General features: G+C 40.0%; 16 protein-coding genes and 1 riboswitch. Of the genes, 13 read left to right on the top strand and 3 right to left on the bottom strand.

Annotation, left to right across the window (positions count from 1 at the left end):
• Positions 1-186 precede the first annotated feature (186 nt).
• From BET01_RS01800 to BET01_RS01760, 9 genes are all read left to right on the top strand, one after another.
• A complete protein-coding gene (locus BET01_RS01800; protein ID WP_120195037.1) occupies positions 187-570 on the top strand; it encodes a GntR family transcriptional regulator in 384 nt (127 codons plus the stop codon).
• Positions 571-593: 23 nt separating this feature from the next.
• The gene (locus tag BET01_RS01795) at positions 594-1451 is read left to right on the top strand and encodes an ABC transporter ATP-binding protein (RefSeq protein ID WP_158584965.1); all 858 of its coding nucleotides are present in this window, start codon (positions 594-596) and stop codon (positions 1449-1451) included.
• Positions 1451-2095, top strand: a complete 645-nt coding sequence (locus tag BET01_RS01790) for an ABC-2 transporter permease (RefSeq protein ID WP_120195035.1) — start codon at positions 1451-1453, stop codon at positions 2093-2095. Before BET01_RS01795 ends, BET01_RS01790 begins: the two co-directional genes overlap by 1 nt.
• A gap of 550 nt (positions 2096-2645) precedes the next feature.
• Positions 2646-3191 carry a hypothetical protein gene (locus BET01_RS01785; protein ID WP_120195034.1) on the top strand — a complete coding sequence of 182 codons (546 nt, stop codon included), beginning with the start codon at positions 2646-2648 and terminating at the stop codon, positions 3189-3191.
• Between the two features lie 345 nt (positions 3192-3536).
• The gene (locus BET01_RS01780; protein ID WP_120195033.1) at positions 3537-4481 is read left to right on the top strand and encodes a nucleotidyltransferase family protein; all 945 of its coding nucleotides are present in this window, start codon (positions 3537-3539) and stop codon (positions 4479-4481) included.
• A 93-nt stretch (positions 4482-4574) separates the two neighbouring features.
• A riboswitch (SAM riboswitch) is annotated at positions 4575-4702 on the top strand.
• Between the two features lie 85 nt (positions 4703-4787).
• The gene (metK, locus tag BET01_RS01775; protein WP_120195032.1) at positions 4788-5975 is read left to right on the top strand and encodes a methionine adenosyltransferase; all 1188 of its coding nucleotides are present in this window, start codon (positions 4788-4790) and stop codon (positions 5973-5975) included.
• 178 nt (positions 5976-6153) lie between these two features.
• Positions 6154-7644: a sensor histidine kinase gene (locus BET01_RS01770; protein ID WP_120195031.1), complete on the top strand. Its 1491-nt coding sequence runs from the start codon at positions 6154-6156 to the stop codon at positions 7642-7644.
• Positions 7645-7646: 2 nt separating this feature from the next.
• Positions 7647-8336: a response regulator transcription factor gene (locus BET01_RS01765; protein ID WP_120195030.1), complete on the top strand. Its 690-nt coding sequence runs from the start codon at positions 7647-7649 to the stop codon at positions 8334-8336.
• A 94-nt stretch (positions 8337-8430) separates the two neighbouring features.
• A complete protein-coding gene (locus tag BET01_RS01760; RefSeq protein WP_120195029.1) occupies positions 8431-9189 on the top strand; it encodes a DUF6062 family protein in 759 nt (252 codons plus the stop codon).
• A 4-nt stretch (positions 9190-9193) separates the two neighbouring features.
• On the opposite strand, the gene BET01_RS01755 is transcribed toward BET01_RS01760, so the two are convergent.
• Positions 9194-10039: an AraC family transcriptional regulator gene (locus BET01_RS01755; protein WP_120195028.1), complete on the bottom strand. Its 846-nt coding sequence runs from the start codon at positions 10037-10039 to the stop codon at positions 9194-9196.
• 122 nt (positions 10040-10161) lie between these two features.
• Between BET01_RS01755 and BET01_RS01750 the strand changes: the two genes are divergently transcribed.
• The 3 genes from BET01_RS01750 to BET01_RS01740 all read left to right on the top strand — a co-directional run bounded on the left by BET01_RS01750 (position 10162) and on the right by BET01_RS01740 (position 13260).
• Positions 10162-11181: a Gfo/Idh/MocA family protein gene (locus BET01_RS01750; protein ID WP_158584964.1), complete on the top strand. Its 1020-nt coding sequence runs from the start codon at positions 10162-10164 to the stop codon at positions 11179-11181.
• Between the two features lie 2 nt (positions 11182-11183).
• Positions 11184-12338, top strand: a complete 1155-nt coding sequence (locus tag BET01_RS01745; RefSeq protein WP_120195026.1) for a Gfo/Idh/MocA family protein — start codon at positions 11184-11186, stop codon at positions 12336-12338.
• A gap of 73 nt (positions 12339-12411) precedes the next feature.
• The gene (locus tag BET01_RS01740; protein WP_120195025.1) at positions 12412-13260 is read left to right on the top strand and encodes a sugar phosphate isomerase/epimerase family protein; all 849 of its coding nucleotides are present in this window, start codon (positions 12412-12414) and stop codon (positions 13258-13260) included.
• Positions 13261-13394: 134 nt separating this feature from the next.
• Here BET01_RS01740 and BET01_RS01735 read toward each other — a convergent pair whose 3' ends face one another.
• Both BET01_RS01735 and BET01_RS01730 read right to left on the bottom strand, forming a co-directional pair.
• Positions 13395-14921: a response regulator transcription factor gene (locus tag BET01_RS01735; protein WP_120195024.1), complete on the bottom strand. Its 1527-nt coding sequence runs from the start codon at positions 14919-14921 to the stop codon at positions 13395-13397.
• The gene (locus tag BET01_RS01730; protein ID WP_120195023.1) at positions 14915-16690 is read right to left on the bottom strand and encodes a cache domain-containing sensor histidine kinase; all 1776 of its coding nucleotides are present in this window, start codon (positions 16688-16690) and stop codon (positions 14915-14917) included. The genes BET01_RS01735 and BET01_RS01730 overlap by 7 nt, the downstream gene beginning before the upstream one ends.
• A 209-nt stretch (positions 16691-16899) precedes the next feature.
• On the opposite strand from BET01_RS01730, the gene BET01_RS01725 reads away from it, so the two are divergent.
• Positions 16900-18249, top strand: coding sequence for an ABC transporter substrate-binding protein (locus BET01_RS01725; RefSeq protein WP_120195022.1), 1350 nt, complete (start codon positions 16900-16902; stop codon positions 18247-18249).
• Positions 18250-18304: the final 55 nt, after the last annotated feature.

Below are 18304 nucleotides of genomic sequence, written 5' to 3'. Positions count from 1 at the left end.
AGCACATTTCATAAGCACTGTATATTTTAGAGTAAAATGATCTAAAGACCGTGATTATAAAGGGAAAGGACATTTCTCTGTATAACCGTGCAGAAAAGGTGAACACTCTGGTCTGAGCAATAACATTTTTAAACAGCACTTGACAAGTGTAATGCGGTGTAATATAGTGTTATACATGGAGGATATATGAATAAAAAACTTGAAATTATCATTAATTTTAAAACTAGTGTGCCATTTTATGAACAGATTGTTAATCAAATAAAGGCATCTATTTTAAATAGGGAGTTGGATGATGGAGAATTGCTACCTTCCGTAAGAACTTTAGCAAAAGAACTTGAAATAAGTATATTAACTGTTCAGAAGGCTTTTGAATCACTTAGACAAGAAGGAATAATTGAGTCTGTGGTTGGAAAGGGAAACTATGTGAAATACGATTATATACATAAAATAGAGGATGAAGATATTCAAAGCTTTGAATCTAGGATTGAGAGTATTGTACGTGAGGCAAAAAAACGAAATTTATCTGAAAACGAATTAATTAACTTAGTAAGATTGTTTTATTGTGATTAGAGTATGAAGAGATGGGGGTCATAATGAGTAATATTCTGGAAATAAACAATGTATCGAAAAGCTATCAAAATTTCATGCTGCAGAATGTTAGTTTCGCATTACCTGAAGGTTGTATAATGGGACTTATTGGTATAAATGGAGCTGGAAAAACTACACTTATTAATTCTGTATTAAATCTTATTAGAATTGATCAGGGAGACATAAAAATATTTGGTATGGAACATGGCAACTTAACAACTGATGCTAAAGAAAAACTAGGCGTTGTTTATGATGAGAACTGTCTTCCGGAAGGATTAAATATTAAGGAAATTTGTAATGTTTTTTGCAGGATATATAAAAGTTGGGATGAAAAATTGTATTATAGTATAATAGAGAAAATGGAGATACCAAGCAGTGTGAGTATTGGTAAAATGTCCCGTGGAAATAAAATTAAAGTGAATTTAGTCGTTGCATTAACCCATCATCCCAGATTGTTAATTTTAGATGAGATTACAGCCTCGTTAGATCCTATTATGAGAAATAATGTACTTGCCATATTTAGAGAGTTTGTCCAAGATGAGAAGAATAGTATACTGTTTTCTTCACATATAACGACTGATTTAGAAAATGTGGCAGATTATATTACGTTTATTGATAATGGAAAACTGATTTTTTCAATGAATAAAGATTCATTGCTTGATGATAATTTGTTGATTCGATGTAAAGAATCTGAGTTTGCGAGACTTGATAAGACATTTATTACGGCGTATGAGAATAAGCCAAACGGGGTTATTGCTTTAGCTTCGAATCAACTTAAACAGTATTGTTTAGACGAATTGATTAATTTTGAAGAACCTACAATTGAAGAAATCATGTTATTGATAACTAAGGGGGTAAGGTGATGAGTGGATTAATGATTAAGGATCTATATAATATAAAAGGTGCTATTAAATTATATACAATAATAATTGTATGTTTAATAGCATATTGTGTGTTTACAAATAAAGGTTTTGTTATCCCTATTGTTCCAATTATTATTGGGAGTACGATTTTAACTTCAACATTCCGAATAGATAGTCAGGTTAAATGGACAAAGTATATTGTCCAATCACCTTTGTCAAAAAAAGACATTATAATTTCTAAATATTTACTTCTTATCTTTCTTATAGTGATTAGCACTGTAATAGGAATCTTATTTTCAATTCCAAACCTTATAAGTAATAGGATATCCATGCAAGCTTTAGGTCAATTGTCCCTAATGGGAATTAATATTGCGTTATATTCCGGTACACTCTTAACATCAGTAAATTATCTTTTTGGAGAAGCAACTGAAAAAATTGAAATTTTTACTATTCTTTCATATGTGGTTTCAACAGCCACAATTCTTGGAATATATAAGTTGATTAAGGTGATATCAGATTTTTCTTTTATCAACATAGGGGCCAGTGTGTTAATTATTAATGTTGTTATCTGCCTTATATTATGGAGTATCACAATAAAAATTTATCAGGAAAAAGAAATATCATTACAAAATGTTTCTCAATAATTCTTAATGAAGGAAAAGCCAGTACTTAATCAGACTTAATCCTAAGATTAACCAAATCAAAAGAGGTTAGACGAATTATCAAAAACACCTTTTTAGACAAGGATTCTTTTGGCAATCAGGCATTGGATTACATAAAAGAATACATGGATGTGGATATTGTTTTTTATGGATATCCTGATGGCGAAAAAAAGGATTATGAAGTTGCGAAACAGATTAGTATCATTACCCCCAAAAGCAAAATTATTATTTTATCTTAAACATCTGCATTGTCCTATGGGATAGTTGTTTTTTAGGGCTTTTGCGCTGTGCGAGGATTAGAAGATAAGCTGAAACAATCAAAACTCAATTTTCATTATTGTGTTATAATTTAATATCATTTATTCTAAACGTGTAATGTTGCATAATATTTAACCAAATGGTCAGATTTGTACGACTAAATGGTTGGAATGCAGAGTTAATGCTACCAAACTAATGGTAAGTCGTCTGTTGCTGCCCATTATTGAATTAGTTGGCAATTAAGACATACATGTGTAAAGGAGGTACATTTGTTATGCGTTACAAAAAATTATATTTAGTGCAGGTATTTTTGATTTTGATTTTGTTGCTGCTATCAACGGGCTGTTCAAGAAAAACGTATAAGATCAATAATAAATCCATTGTTCTTGATACAGAAAATAAAGAGTTTAGAGACGGAGAGACGAGGTATGGGTACAAAATTTATGATTCAACGATAACGTTATACTATCCGGAGGGATATAGATTCACGTATGATCCGTATACTGATGATTCTGCTGTTTTTGATGGAGACAACGATGAATATTTACAACTGAAGGAAAAATATGCTGATCCAGAAGAATTGATTAGAATTCTCCGTTCACAGCCTAAGCGTGAAGGCGTCTTAGGATTCATGGGAATTATGTTTTTAGGTATAGGGATGATATATTGTTTTTATCCTAATATGTTTTATACTATACGTGGAAGAGGACAAAGTCAATTTCGTGTTCCTTCTAAAGGTGAATTTCCAACTATAAAAAAAATATCTATTTTTCTAATTATACTTGGAGTCTTATTAATAATGTTATATTTAATTGGTTAATGAACTTATTTTCGCTCCTTCAATTAATGATTTTCTTTACAGCTACAACGGTTTTTTACTGGAACAATTATAGTGTCACTTTTCTTTGGGCGGTATTGGCCGATACCCTTATTTTGCGACTAAAGAAAGTGTGCATCTTTGTATTATTACAGTCATAAAGGAAAGTAAAGGATAATTATTCGCAGAAGGTGTTGATATCTACGTTATTGTAATAAGCCCACTTGCCAGTTAGGCAGATCATATAGACACCACACCACAAATTATGTTAGAATAACTGAGGAAATAAGGAATGCCTACTTTGACCAGTAAGAGGCAGGGGTAGGCAGTTAAGCGGAGGTAACAACAATGAGTAAAAAACCGGTTCTAGTAATCATGGCGGCAGGTATGGGGAGTCGTTACGGAGGATTAAAGCAGATTGATCCAGTGGATGAGTATGGGAATAAGATTATCGACTTTTCCATATACGATGCTGTTTCAGCTGGATTTGAAACGGTTGTTTTTATCATAAAGAAAGCCATTGAAAAAGAATTTAAGGAAAACATCGGAGACAGATTAAAAGATCATGTAAAGGTGGAGTATGTATACCAAGAGCTTGATAAGCTTCCTAAGGGGTATGCGGTTCCGGAAGAAAGGGTGAAACCCTGGGGAACTGGTCATGCCATTCTTTGCTGTCAGGATGTGATTGACGGTCCTTTCGCCGTAATCAACGCTGACGACTATTACGGAAGAAGCGCATTTCAGGCCATCTATAATCAGCTTGTAAACGTCTCTGATGATGAGAATATATATCACTATGCCATGGTAGGTTATGAACTTTACAATACGCTCACCGAAAATGGCCATGTGGCAAGAGGTGTTTGTACCGTAGATGAAGATGGAAAACTTCAAGATATCCATGAGCGGACTCGAATTGAAAAGCATGGAACTATGGCTGAATATACAGAAGATGACGGCAAAAACTGGACTAAACTGTCCGAAGAAACTCTGGTTTCTATGAACCTGTGGGGATTTACAGAAAGCATCTTAAGAGAGTTATCTTCCCGTTTTATCAGCTTTCTAGAGGGGGAGCTGCCTAAAAACCCAGTTAAATGTGAATACTTCCTTCCCTTTGTAGTGGATGAACTGCTAAAAGAAGAGAAGGCTTCCGTATCAGTGTTAAAAAGCTCAGACCGCTGGTATGGCGTGACCTATAAAGAGGATAAGGAGACGGTGGTAGAGGCTATCAGACAACTTAAAAAATCAGGTCTTTATCCGGAAATTCTTTGGGAAGAGAAGAAAAGTTACAGATAGAAATGCACTTGACAGCCAATTATGAATAGGTTAGAATATAGGTGCAATAATTAGTACCTTACAATTGAATAACAAATGAAAAGTACGTAATATCCCTTATTCAGAGTGATGGAGATACAAAGGATCTGTGAAGTCACGGCAACCCCCGCAACACGATGGCATAAAGCCATAAGATAGCTGCTGGAAGGTGCCAACCTGAGCGAGAAATCGAGCAATAAGAGGATTTGATTCAGTTTATCAAGTCCGCATTTGCAGCGGACTTTTCTTTTTGTTATTCCCCCATCTAAAAAAAGGAGGAATTACATCATGGAAAAATTATTATTTACATCCGAGTCAGTTACAGAGGGACATCCGGATAAAATGTGTGACCAGATCTCTGACGCCATTCTTGATGAGCTGTTAAAGCAGGACCCTATGAGTCGTGTGGCTTGCGAGACTTGTACCACAACTGGTATTGTTATGGTTATGGGAGAGGTTACCACAAATGCCTACGTGGATATTCAGAAGATCGTACGTGAAACCGTTAAGGAAATCGGCTATGACCGTGCAAAATACGGTTTTGATTACGATACCTGCGGCGTAATGGTAGCTCTTGATGAACAGTCCAAAGATATTGCTATGGGCGTTGACCGCGCACTGGAAGCAAAAGAAAATAAAATGTCTGATGCAGAGATCGATGCCATCGGAGCAGGAGACCAGGGAATGATGTTCGGTTTTGCAACTAACGAAACCGAAGAATTTATGCCATATCCTATTTCACTGGCTCACAAGCTTGCTCTTCAGCTGACAAAAGTTAGAAAAGATGGAACCTTAACTTATCTTCGTCCAGACGGTAAGACACAGGTAACCGTTGAATATAGTGAAGGTGGTAAGCCAATTCGTTTGGATGCCGTAGTCTTATCCACACAGCATGATGAAAATGTAAGCCAGGAGCAGATTCACAAAGACATCAAAAAGTATGTATTTGATGAAATTCTCCCAGCAGAATTAGTAGATGATAACACGAAATTCTTTATTAACCCAACTGGCCGTTTCGTTATCGGCGGACCTCACGGTGACAGCGGTTTAACTGGCCGTAAGATCATTGTTGACACCTACGGCGGCTATGCTCGTCACGGCGGCGGTGCCTTCTCTGGTAAGGATTGTACCAAGGTAGACCGTTCTGCTGCTTATGCAGCCCGCTACGTGGCTAAGAACATCGTTGCAGCAGGCCTTGCTGACAAGTGTGAGATTCAGCTTTCTTATGCCATCGGAGTTGCTCACCCGACTTCCGTTATGGTAGATACCTTTGGAACCGGAAAGTTAAGCAATGAAAAGCTGGTAGGTATCATACGTGAAAACTTTGACCTTCGTCCAGCAGGTATCATTAAGATGTTAGATCTTCGTCGTCCGATCTATAAGCAGACCGCTGCTTACGGACACTTTGGAAGAAATGATTTAAATCTTCCTTGGGAGAAGCTAGATAAAACAGAACTTCTTAAAAAATATTTATAATATAGCCATTAATTGTTAAAAGCTGCGGCAGCAGGTAGGGTAAAACCACCTGTTGCCGTAGCTTTTTAAATTTTAGAATTGTTTTATAAATTGTTACGGCCATTTGTGTTATAATATCATTACATTATATAATTTTTTTGTTATGTATTAAGACAGTAGCATAGGAGAAGTGAGAATAGTGAAATTAAAATTAAAAACCCGATTGGTGGTTGCATTTATAATTATCACGGTGATCCCCCTGACTCTTATATTCGGTGTTGTGACAGGACTTAACAGTTATCAGAGGAATGCTTTTCGAAAAGCATATAATCTGACGGATCAGATCGATCTGATTTCCGGCAATACCATTCAGATTTTTAGCCGCTTGACCAGCCACGAGGTAAATGAGATCGGCCAGTTGATTCAAAGCGATCCAGAGCGGCTTGGCGACAAGGAATACCTGGACAAGTTAAATAACACATTGTCAAGAAAGTACGCCTATGTGATTGTTCGAAAGGGCGATACGGTAATCTTTGATGGCAACAGTCACATCACCCAGGCCCTATATGACCAGCTCCCAAAGTATGAGGAGATGGACAGCACTCTGGATGGTGCTATTTATCTAGATGGGGAAAGTCAGCATCTGGTGAAGCAAATTGATTTTTTATTTCCGGATAAAGGTTTAGGAAGCGTATTTATCGTATCCAATATAGATGGGCTCCTTCCTGAGATCAAACTAATGATGTGGGAGATGCTTCTTGCTGGTATTATGATCATTGTATTTACCGATGCTATCCTTATGATGTGGGTATATCGTTCTGTCATAAGCCCCTTGGGACGTCTAGAGGTAGCCACGAAGAAGATACGGGATGGAAACTTAGATTTTTCACTAGAGATTGAAGAGGATGACGAGATCGGACAACTTTGTCAAGACTTTGAAGAGATGAGGATCCGTCTAAAGGAATCGGCAGAAGAAAAGATTGAATACGATAAAGAAAATAAAGAGCTGATCAGTAACATATCCCATGATTTGAAAACACCGATTACAGCCATCAAAGGGTATGTAGAGGGAATTATGGATGGTGTTGCTTCGTCTCCTGAAAAGCTGGATCGTTATATCCGCACCATTTATAACAAAGCCAACGATATGGATAAGTTAATTGATGAGCTGACCTTTTATTCTAAGATCGATACCAACAAGATTCCCTATACCTTTTCAAAAATCAGTGTTTCCAATTATTTTAGGGACTGTGTCGATGAGGTTGGGCTTGAGATGGAGGCCAGAAGCATTGAGCTTGGTTATTTCAATTATGTAGATGAAGATGTGGTGATTATAGCCGATGCAGAACAGCTTCGCCGTGTGATTAATAATATTGTCAGCAATTCAGTCAAATATATGGATAAGAGAAACGGAATCATTAATATTCGGATTAAGGATGTAGGTGATTTTATCCAGGTAGGCATAGAGGATAATGGCAAGGGGATTTCAGCAAAGGATCTACCCAATATTTTTGACCGGTTCTATCGAACGGATTCCTCAAGGAATTCGTCTCAGGGAGGCAGCGGAATCGGTTTGTCCATCGTGAAGAAGATTATTGAGGATCATGGCGGAAGGATTTGGGCCAGCAGCAAGGAAGGGATTGGAACGGAGATCCATTTTGTGTTAAGAAAATACCAGGAGGTCATATAGAAATGAGCAGAATACTGATTGTAGAAGATGAGGTTAGCATCGCAGAACTTGAGAAGGATTATCTGGAGCTTAGCGGCTTTGAAGTAGAGATTGAAAATAACGGGAAGGAAGGACTGGCGTTAGCGTTACGTGAGGATTTTGACCTGTTGATACTGGATCTGATGCTTCCTGGGATCGATGGCTTTGAGATCTGCCGAAAGGTGCGCGAGGTAAAGAATACTCCTATTATTATGGTATCTGCAAAAAAAGAGGATATAGATAAAATCCGTGGTCTTGGACTGGGAGCCGATGATTATATCACAAAGCCTTTTAGCCCCAGTGAGATGGTAGCCCGAGTGAAGGCTCATATGGCTCGCTACGAGCGTCTGATTGGAAGCGGAACACCGGACAATGAGATTGTAGAGATCCGTGGACTTAAGGTCGATCGGACAGCCAGAAGGGTATGGATCAACGGAGAAGAAAAGAATTTTACGACTAAGGAATTCGATCTTTTAACATTCCTTGCACAAAATCCCAATCACGTATATACAAAAGAGGAATTATTTAATAAAATATGGGATATGGAATCCATTGGGGATATTGCCACGGTAACCGTCCATATTAAGAAGATCAGGGAAAAAATCGAATTTAATACGGCGAAACCTCAGTATATTGAAACCATCTGGGGCGTTGGCTACCGGTTTAAAGTCTAAGGTCTGTAAGTTTGGGCGAAAAGCAAATATGCTGGCTGTGCGAAGGTGTAATCCTGGCACAGCCATTTTTGTTTTGAGGGAAAGGGAAGCGAAGATGAAGGAAAAATTATATGAAATACCATTAAATGATGCCATGGATGAGAATGATGAATGCCCATTTTGTTATTTGGAGCGGAAAGCGGAGCAGGAATTAATGGACTTTGCGCTGGGCTCCTGTGCCTCTTACATGGAACCTGATACCAGGGAATCGACTGACCAGGAAGGATTTTGCCGTACCCATCAAAAAAAGATGTTTGATTACGGAAATGCCCTTGGTAATGGGTGGATTCTTAAGACTTATTATAAAAAACTGATGAAAGAGATGAAGGAAGAGTTTGGCAGCTTTGCCCCACAAAAGACTTCCTTAAAAGATCGATTGACTAAAAAAGTGAGTAACGGAAATTCTATCCGGGATTGGGTCACTTCCAGAGAAAAGACATGTTATATCTGTGACCGCTTTTCAAAGCGTTATGAACGTTACGTGGTTACCTTTTTTCATCTCTATAAGAATGATTCTGCTTTTCGCGAAAAGCTAACAAAGAGCAAGGGTTTTTGTTTTCACCACTTTGGGGATTTATGCAACGGGGCTGATAAGTACTTGACTGATGGGGAACGGAAGGAATTTTACCCTATCCTATTTCAGTTGATGGAAGAAAATATGGAACGGATGTCAGGGGATATTGACTGGTTCATAGAAAAATTCGATTATATCAATAAGGATGCAGACTGGAAACAGTCAAAGGACGCCATACAAAGAGGAATGCAAAAGATCCGGGGCGGCTATCCTGCCGACCCAGTCTATAAGCTCAAATAATTCGTTACTGGTTGAGACGCTTAAATTGCCCAGGGGTACAGCCTGTTGTCTGACGAAAGGTGCGGATAAAGTTAGAATAATCATGAAACCCAGATAGATAACAGGCTTCGGAAACGGTATGTCCCTTTAATAAAAACTCCTTTGCCAGGGCCACCCGTTTTACCACAATGTACTGGAAGATGCTGCTTTCTGTTTCTGATTTGAATAAATGGCTTAGATAATACTTGTCAAGAGATAAGGCGTGGGAGATCGAATCCAGTGTCATGGGTGATGTTAAATTTTCATCAATATAACCCATGATGGCCTGTGCCTTATGAGGTCTTGGTGAGGTATTCTTGGAGCCAGTCTTTTTGTATGTTTTATTAATCAGGATTAAGATCTGAAGTAACGTTGTAAGTTCCGTTAAATCACTGCCAAATGAGCCGTGATTTTTTTTTGCCTCAATTAAAGTGTTTGCCATGGCAATCAGGGAATCATTTTCTTCCTTGGAAAGAGAGATTAAGTTGTTTACTCCTGGCTCCCTGTGGAAACAATCAAGTAAATTGGTGTGGGGTGTGGAGTAAGGGCGTATAAAAGCTGGTTTTACGTGGATAACAAGGCGGGTAAAGGGTTCGTTGTTTGTATTAATGGCTTTGTGTATCTCTCGGTTGGAGAATAGGATTAAGTTTCCAGGACTCATGTCATAACACGCATTCTCCACAAAATACTGGATATGTCCGTCCAAAAGGAGATAAATCTCATGGCTGTTATGCATGTGAAAATCTACATTTCCTGCCGCATGGCTGGTGGTGAAGTCACAACTAAAGGGTTCGGAAAATTCACTGTAGTGGTAAAGATTTTCCTTTTTCATGGGAGCCTCCTTAAAAAGACAATCTGTGCATGTTTCTAGTCAATCTACGCAAACAAATTGCGTTAATAAAAGTATATAATAAATCTATCATAGAAACGGCAAAAAGAAAAGGGGATGGAATCATGGTTTGGGTTGGCATCGTTGGGTGTGGTGGTATCGGAAGGGTTCATGCCAAAAGTTTAAAGGGACTTTCAAACGTCAATCTTTGTGCTTTTGCAGATATCCAGAAAGAACGAGCGGAAGAATACTCCAAGGAATATACGGGAGGAGAAGCAGGGGTCTATGGCTCGCTGGAAGAGATGCTTGAATATGGGGATTTGGATGCAATCCATATCTGTACTCCACATTCTTGTCATGTAGACCTGGCTGTAGCAGGATTAAAAAAAGGAATATCTGTATTTATGGAAAAACCTCCTGCAATAACCAGAGAGCAGTTTTGCTTGCTTTCTGAGGCGGAGAAAGAAAGCAAAGGGCGACTTGGCATTTGTTTTCAAAACCGTTATAACGAGACGAGTAAAGAGGTTGGCCGGATTTTAAGAGAAGGAATTCTTGGTAAGGTAAAGGGAGGAAGAGCCTTTGTAACCTGGAACCGGGGGGAAACCTACTATACAGAAAGCGGCTGGCGGGGAAGCCTTAATACTGAGGGTGGCGGAGTCTTAATTAACCAGTCGGTTCATACCCTGGACCTTTTGCTTTATTGGCTTGGGAAGCCGATGAAAACGGAGGCAACTATTAGTAACCATCATCTAAAAAATGTTGTAGAGGTAGAAGATACGGTAGAAGCTTATATGGAATTTACCGAAGGAGAGGATCCGGTACGGGCCACATTTTACGCCACAACGGCTTTTGGATATGATGCTCCTATCTTGATTGAACTGGTATGCGAAAAAGGCGTGGTGAGACTGGAAGGTGGCTCTGTTTGGTACAGGACCTGGGAAGAGGAAGAACCGATTTATTTCCAGGAGGCAAAGGGATTGGCTCCTGGAAAGGAATACTGGGGGAGAGGACACGAAGCTTGTATTAAGGACTTTTATCACTGCATTGAAACAGGAGAGGCTTATGGAAATGATTTGCCTTCTGTTGAAAATACATTTAATACGGTAATGGACATTTATGAATCAGCTAGAAATAAGGAGAGATGATGATGGAAAAGGTAAAACTAGGCATTATTGGAATCGGGAATATGGGATCTGGTCATTTAAAGAGCTTATTGGAAGCAAAGCTTCCTGAGCTTACCGTAACTGCGGTAGCAGACAGGCAGGAGAGCCGAAGGACCTGGGCGAAAGAAACCTTGCCGGAATCAGTGGCTATCTTTGAGGAAGGGATAGATTTGATCGATTCAGGAGCTTGTGATGCAGTGCTGATTGCAGTTCCTCATTATCAGCATCCGGAGCTGACCATATACGCCTTAAATAAAGGTCTTCACGTATTGTGTGAAAAACCGGCTGGCGTTTATACCAAGCAGGTACGGGAAATGAATGAGGCGGCAAAGAAAAGTGACCGTGTGTTTGCCATGATGTTTAATCAGAGAACCAATTGCATTTATCGTAAAATGCATGAGCTGGTGACTGGTGGAGAACTTGGAGCCATTAAGAGAGTCAACTGGATCGTAACCGATTGGTATCGCACCCAGTCCTATTATGATTCTGGAAGCTGGAGAGCAACCTGGGATGGAGAAGGTGGCGGAGTTTTATTGAATCAGTGTCCTCATAACATGGATCTTCTCCAGTGGATCTGTGGAATGCCAAGTAAGGTGAGAGCATTCTGCCACAATGGGAAATGGCATGACATTGAGGTGGAAGACGACGTGACGGCTTACATGGAATATCCAAATGGGGCCACGGGCGTATTTGTGACCACTACAGCCGATGCACCTGGTACCAATCGGTTTGAAGTCACCCTGGAAATGGGCAAGCTTGTCTGTGAAGATAATAAGCTAACGCTTCACAAGCTGTCTGAGAATGAGCGTACTTTCTGTAAGACGGCAAAAGGCGGATTTGATACGCCGGAATGTACCGTAACCGAAGTGGAGACAGATGGGCTTAATGAGCAGCATATGGGAATAATGAAGGCATTTGCCAATCGAATTCTTCATAAAACACCACTTGTGGCAGAAGGGGTGGAAGGCATCAATGGCCTGACCTTATCAAATGCCATGCATTTATCTAGCTGGCTGGAGAAAGATATTGAACTTCCTTTTGATGAAGATCTATTCTTAGAGGAATTGACAAAGCGCCGTAAGGCTTCTAAGAAAAAGGAAGGCTCTGGAGTGGTATTTAGCACAGAAGGAAGCTATTGAGATAGACACATTTAATCGTAGAGAACGATATAAAAAATAGGCTGTTACTGGCACGAAAAAAGGAGAATTGGTTATGTGGGAAGGGATTAAACTATCTGGATTTGCAGATGAAATTGATACGGACTTAAGCAAGCAGATTCAGGTCTTAAAAAAGCTTAATATACATCATGTAGAGATGCGTGGGGTCAATGGAAAAGGCCTTGTAGAATATAGCGTGGGTGAAGCAAAGGAAATCAAAAAGCAGTTAACGGATTCGGGAATTCAACTATCTTCTGTTGGTTCTCCCATTGGTAAAATCAAAATCACCGATGATTTCACACCACACATGGAGCTTTATAAGCATACCGTTGAGATTGCCCATGAGATGGAGACACCTTATATACGTATGTTTAGCTTTTTCATGCCTGAGAATGAAAGTTATGACCCATACCGTGGAAAGGTTATGGACCAGATGGGACAGTTTGTGGATTATGCAAAAACCAGCAATATCATTCTTCTTCATGAAAATGAAAAAGATATCTATGGAGATATGGCAGATCGCTGCTTGGAACTTATGAAGGAGTTTTATGGAGAGCATTTTAAGGCAGTGTTTGACTTCGCAAACTTTGTCCAGTGCAAACAGGATACCATAGCGGCATACGAGATGTTAAAACCGTATATTGCTTACATTCACATTAAGGATGCCTTGTGGTCTGACGGCAGCGTAGTTCCAGCAGGTTATGGGGATGGGAATGTGGAAAAGATTCTTATAATGTTAAAAGACAGTGGATATCAGGGCTTCTTATCTCTGGAGCCACATCTGGCTGATTTTGCTGGATTTAGTGCTTTAGAGCAGAGTGCGGTAGAGAAGAAAAAGCTGAGTGGGGAAGAATCGTTTACCATTGCTTGCGAAGCACTTAGGAAGATACTTGAGAGATTATAGAATACACACTATAGTTACAGATTATAGACTATGGATTACAGATTAAAGACTATAGATTACAGATTAAAGACGATAGGTAATAGAGTGGAATGCCCTGACAGTGGTTTGAAAGACCAGTCAGGGCATTTTTGGACTTATTCTCCTCCGTTCATTTTCTTAATAAAAGCGGTGGGAGTCATTCCCGTATGCTTTTTAAAGATCTGGCTGAAATACTGAGGATTGTTACCGCAGCCCACCTGCTCTGCTACCATTTGAATCTGCTCTGCATTTCCTTTCGTTAGGAGCTGTTTCGCTTTTTGTATGCGAAGCGTTGTCAGGTAATTGGAGAATTTCTGCTTTGTTTCCTTCATGAAACGAGCACTGACATAATCCACATTCATAAATAAATAATTTTCTGCGATCCATTTTAAAGTTAAATTGGGATTATTTAAGTTAGTCTCTACATATTGCATGACCTTCTCAATGAATGTGCTGCAGGACTGGGGATTTTCATAGGGACGTTTTAGGATATGTAAAATCTTTTCTAGGAGCATGGAGCGTAGGTTTTCAATGTCGGTTTGTTCATTTAGGGACATTAAGTATTCGGTGGCTTCCAGAGAAGAGTAATACCGGTTTCCTGTTGTGAACTTAATTACCATGCGAGAGCCTGCCTGCTTTAAAAAATCCAGATTATTAATATTGTCTAGCGTATTTTTTAATTCCTCTAGGAAGATATCGGCCTGGGGGCTTTTTGATTGCATAAGGGAAGTAGTGAGCTGTTCAATTTTAGCAATCAGATTCTTATAATTGCAGATAGGAACTGGCTGAAGACCATTCATAAAATAAATCATGCCGTACCGTCTGACCTTGCCGGTCAATGTCTCAATTAGGCTGGAAAGGTTTGAAAATGTAGTTCTTATGTACTGGAGCTCAATAGGCAGTTCTCCCAAAGACAGTGACTTCATAAAGGCATCAAAGGTTTCATAGGAGACTTGATGGCTCTCAAAAAACAGGATCAGGGTATTCTTTACATAAAGGCTGTAAATCGTGATTCCTGGCGCATGTTCCTTCATATAGAAGGAAACCTGGTCTAAAACCGATGTTAAATATTCCTCTTCCAGATAATGCAGATAACACATCTCGTAGCCAGTGTTAAAAAAATCCATGAAGCCAGAATAAGAATTCCATTCCCGTTCGGAGGACTCTTGAAGAAAGATCCCCTCATTTATGACGTTAGCCAAAACGCTGTGATGGAGGTTGTCGGTCAGGGCCTTTTGCCTGTCCTTAAGATCCTGAAATGCGCGACGGTGGTAATACTCCTTTACCACATCCTTCATGCTTTCAATAATCTGGCCTTCGTTGCAGGGCTTTAATAAATAGTGATGGACCCGGTATTTCATGGCCTGTTTGGCGTATTCAAACTCTCCAAATCCAGAAAGAATGATAAATTGAGTGCTCAAATCAGTTTGTGAGATCCGACTCACCAGATCAAGACCGGATAAGCCTGGCATGCGGATGTCGGTAAGAACAATGTCAGGTGTTTCATCAAGGATCATGTTATAGGCTTCAATCCCGTCGCTGCAGGTGCCAATCAGTTCAATCCCCAGACTCTTCCAGTCAATTAGAGTGGAGATGGATTCCCGTATCATCCGCTCATCGTCTGCAATCATTAATTTTAACATGGTTCTTCTCCTTTCTGGCACTCCCCCTCTTCCATTTCTATGGGAAGAGGAATGGTGAGTCTTGCAATGGCTTGCTCCTTTTCATTATAAAGTTCAAGGCTTCCTGCAGATCCATAGGTCAGCTCCATCCGCTCCTGAATGTTTAAAAGGCCAATCCCAAACCCATGAGGGGTAATCTGATGGGCTTTTAACTTTTCTAAGAGCTTGTCTTCAAAGGTGGAGCCATTATTGATTACCAATACATGAAGGACGTTGTCCTCTTGTTCTGCCACAATCTGTATCTTGCATCCTTCCGTGTTTTCTTCCAGGCCGTATCTTATGGCATTCTCAACCAGAGGTTGAAGGGTCAGCTTAAGGACGCAGCAGTCTAGAAGATGGGGAGGTACTATGACCTGGTATTCCAAACGGTCCTCGTATCGGTATTTTTGAATGGTCATATAACACTGTACCATCTCAAGCTCTGTACGAAGCGGCACCTGCTTGCATTTTTGATCCAGTGTGATTCTTAAGAGGGTTCCAAGGGCCTCTGCCATAGAGGAGATATCCCTGGCTCCAAGGGTTTTTGCTCTCCAGTTAATGGATTCTAAGGTATTGTATAAAAAGTGAGGATTCATCTGGTTTTCCAGGGCTTTTAGCTGGGCTTCCTTTTTTAAGATCTCGTTTAGATAATTGGTCCGTATGAGGTCATTGACCGCTAATACCATCTCGTCAAAACGAGTATGTAAGACTCCGACCTCATCATTTCGCCCTCGGTAATCGTAATGTACGAAGAGACTATGGTTGTTGCCGTCAGCTAAATTGTTCATCTTAAGAAGTAGGATATTAAAATGCCTGGTGATGGAATCAATAAGAATGGAGGATAGGGACATGGCAGCAGCTACTGCTAAAAGGGTAATGATGATGCATAGATTAAGGCTCACCTTAAGGGAAGTTACGATGTTATCATAGGGAATCATGCACACGAAATCCCAGTTCAGATCAGGCACTCCTCTCTTCACATAGAAATAATTTCTGGTTTCTAATTTCACCTGTCCATACCTGGAATCAAAAAGCTTTAAAAGTCCTTCTTCAGACGGCAGAGTTGAAGAGTTATAAATAAATTTGCCATCGTGATAAAGAATATATCCAGCCTTTTCATTGAGTCGGCTGGTATCCGTAAAGGAGTTCATAAGCTGGTTAATGTCAATGTTAACAATTAAATTCCCAATGGAATCCAGTTTCAAAAACTGAGAACGTCTTATGTTCTTTACCATGAAAAGCCCATATTCCTGGCTGTAGTCCGTGACCCACAAGGTTTTTCCTTTTCCTTCCTCTGCCCGCCGAATCAAATCTTTTTTTATGGTATCGGGAAGTTTTTCCCTGCTCATGATGTGGGTATGTATGGAAATGTTATCTTGATAAAGACTCATGTAATTAATGTTGTTTTTACGGAAGTTAAAGTAATACTCATTTAAGGTTGTATACAGGGTTTTGTAAGCAATGGTGCGGTCCTGGGTCAAGGTAGAATCTTTATAGACTCCAAGGCCTTTTTGCATGGAGTTATCAGCTAAGAGCATATCTGCCATGGTGCCGATGTTCTCCAGCCGATTATTTAACTCCTGTGCAGAAAAGGAAAGTGTGGTGGCGACGGTCTGGTGCAATACCTTTTGATGAGCGAGAGAGGTTATGTGAATACTAAGGAAGGAGGTAAGAACTAAGAGCAGGATACTGATAAACACAATGGACTGTATCTTCTTTTTTAAGGACAAGTTGCGGATAAAAGCTTTCATAGGCTGCCCCTCTTTTCCTGTGTAGTAATATCTATAAGGAAATTATATACAAAATATAGAACAAACACAATTAATAAGTCGTGAAAATATACATTATATACAATGAACTCGGTTTTTTCCACTTCTAACTCGGTTTTACGCATATACGTCTGGAAATACGAAACGTATAATGAAATTACCTAAGATGAGTTAAAAAGGAGGAAGGTATTATGAAAAAAAGAATGGCATTGCTCATGACAGGGGTTCTTGCTGTAGCATCTCTTGCGGGTTGTGGGGGAAGCAAGACTTCTGCCACAACTGCAGCTCCTGAGACCACCAAGGAGACACAGACTACGGCAGCGGCAAAGCAAGATGGGGGAAAGCTTACTATGAGCTGGTGGGGGAACCAGGTCCGTAATGAAAGAACCCAGGCAGCACTTGATCTGTATGCAGAAAAGAATCCTGGAATTACCATTGAAGGACAGTTTTCAGAGTGGTCGGATTACTGGAATAAGCTTGCTACATCGGCAGCGGGACAATCCATTCCTGACATTGTCCAGATGGATTATATGTACATCGACCAGTATGTGAAGAATGATTTGCTGGTGGACTTAAAGCCGTACATAGACGATAAGACTCTTGATGTTTCTAACATTACAGAGAATACCATGGCCACCGGTACCGTGGAGGGAGGGGTATATGCCATCTGTGCGGGGATTAACTCACCGGCTATGATGTACAACAAGACACTTCTTGACCAGAACGGCATTACAGTTAAGGATTATTTAACCATTGATGAGTTTGAGGAACTTTGCCGTCAGATTTATAAAAAGACCGGATATAAGACCTCCATCGTTTATGGAACCGCTCAGACCTATCTGGATTACTTTATGAGAGCCTATGATGTGGTGCTCTTTGGAGATAAAAAGATGGGGGGAACAAAGGAAAGCTACATTCCTTTCTTTGAGATGTATACGAGAGGCTTAAAAGAGGGCTGGCTCATAGATCCGGGCGTATTTGCTGAAATTTCTGTAGGTTCCGTGGAACAAGATCCTATGGTTTACGGCTCAAGCCCAGACACCATGTCCTGGTGTGCGTTTGCAAACTCCAACCAGCTTACTGCGATTCAGAAGGCAGCACCAGAAGGTGTGACCGTAGGAATGACCACATGGCCATCTCCTGATCCAAAGAAATCCGGCTACTTAAAATCCAGCCAGTTCTTCTCCATTGGTGCCCATACAAAGAATGCGGAAGAAGCTGTTAAGGTATTAAACTTCCTGGTAAATTCAAGCGACGCAAACAACATTCTCTTAGGCGAGCGTGGAGTTCCAGCTTCCAGTAAGATTGCAGAGGAACTTTCTCCTAAGATGGATCCAATCAACCAGGAAATCATTCGATATATCAATGAAGTCATAACTCCAAACAGTTCACCCATCAATCCACCTCAACCTGATGGAGCAAGTGAGGTATTCAACCTCTTAAATCAGGTACAGGAACAGTTATGCTACGGCGCTTACGATGCTGCAACCGCTGCAGAGGAATTCTACAACGGTGCCAATAAGATCATGAGCCAGAAATAATGAATTGGGGCAGAGTAGGCTCTGCCCCTTTTTTCGAGATCTTTTCTTTGAGAAC

Source organism: Lacrimispora algidixylanolytica (assembly GCF_003609635.1).
In the GTDB taxonomy this organism is placed as follows: domain Bacteria; phylum Bacillota; class Clostridia; order Lachnospirales; family Lachnospiraceae; genus Lacrimispora; species Lacrimispora algidixylanolytica.
Note: the sequence above shows the minus strand (reverse complement) of the source record. Positions and strands in the feature narration are given on the sequence as shown.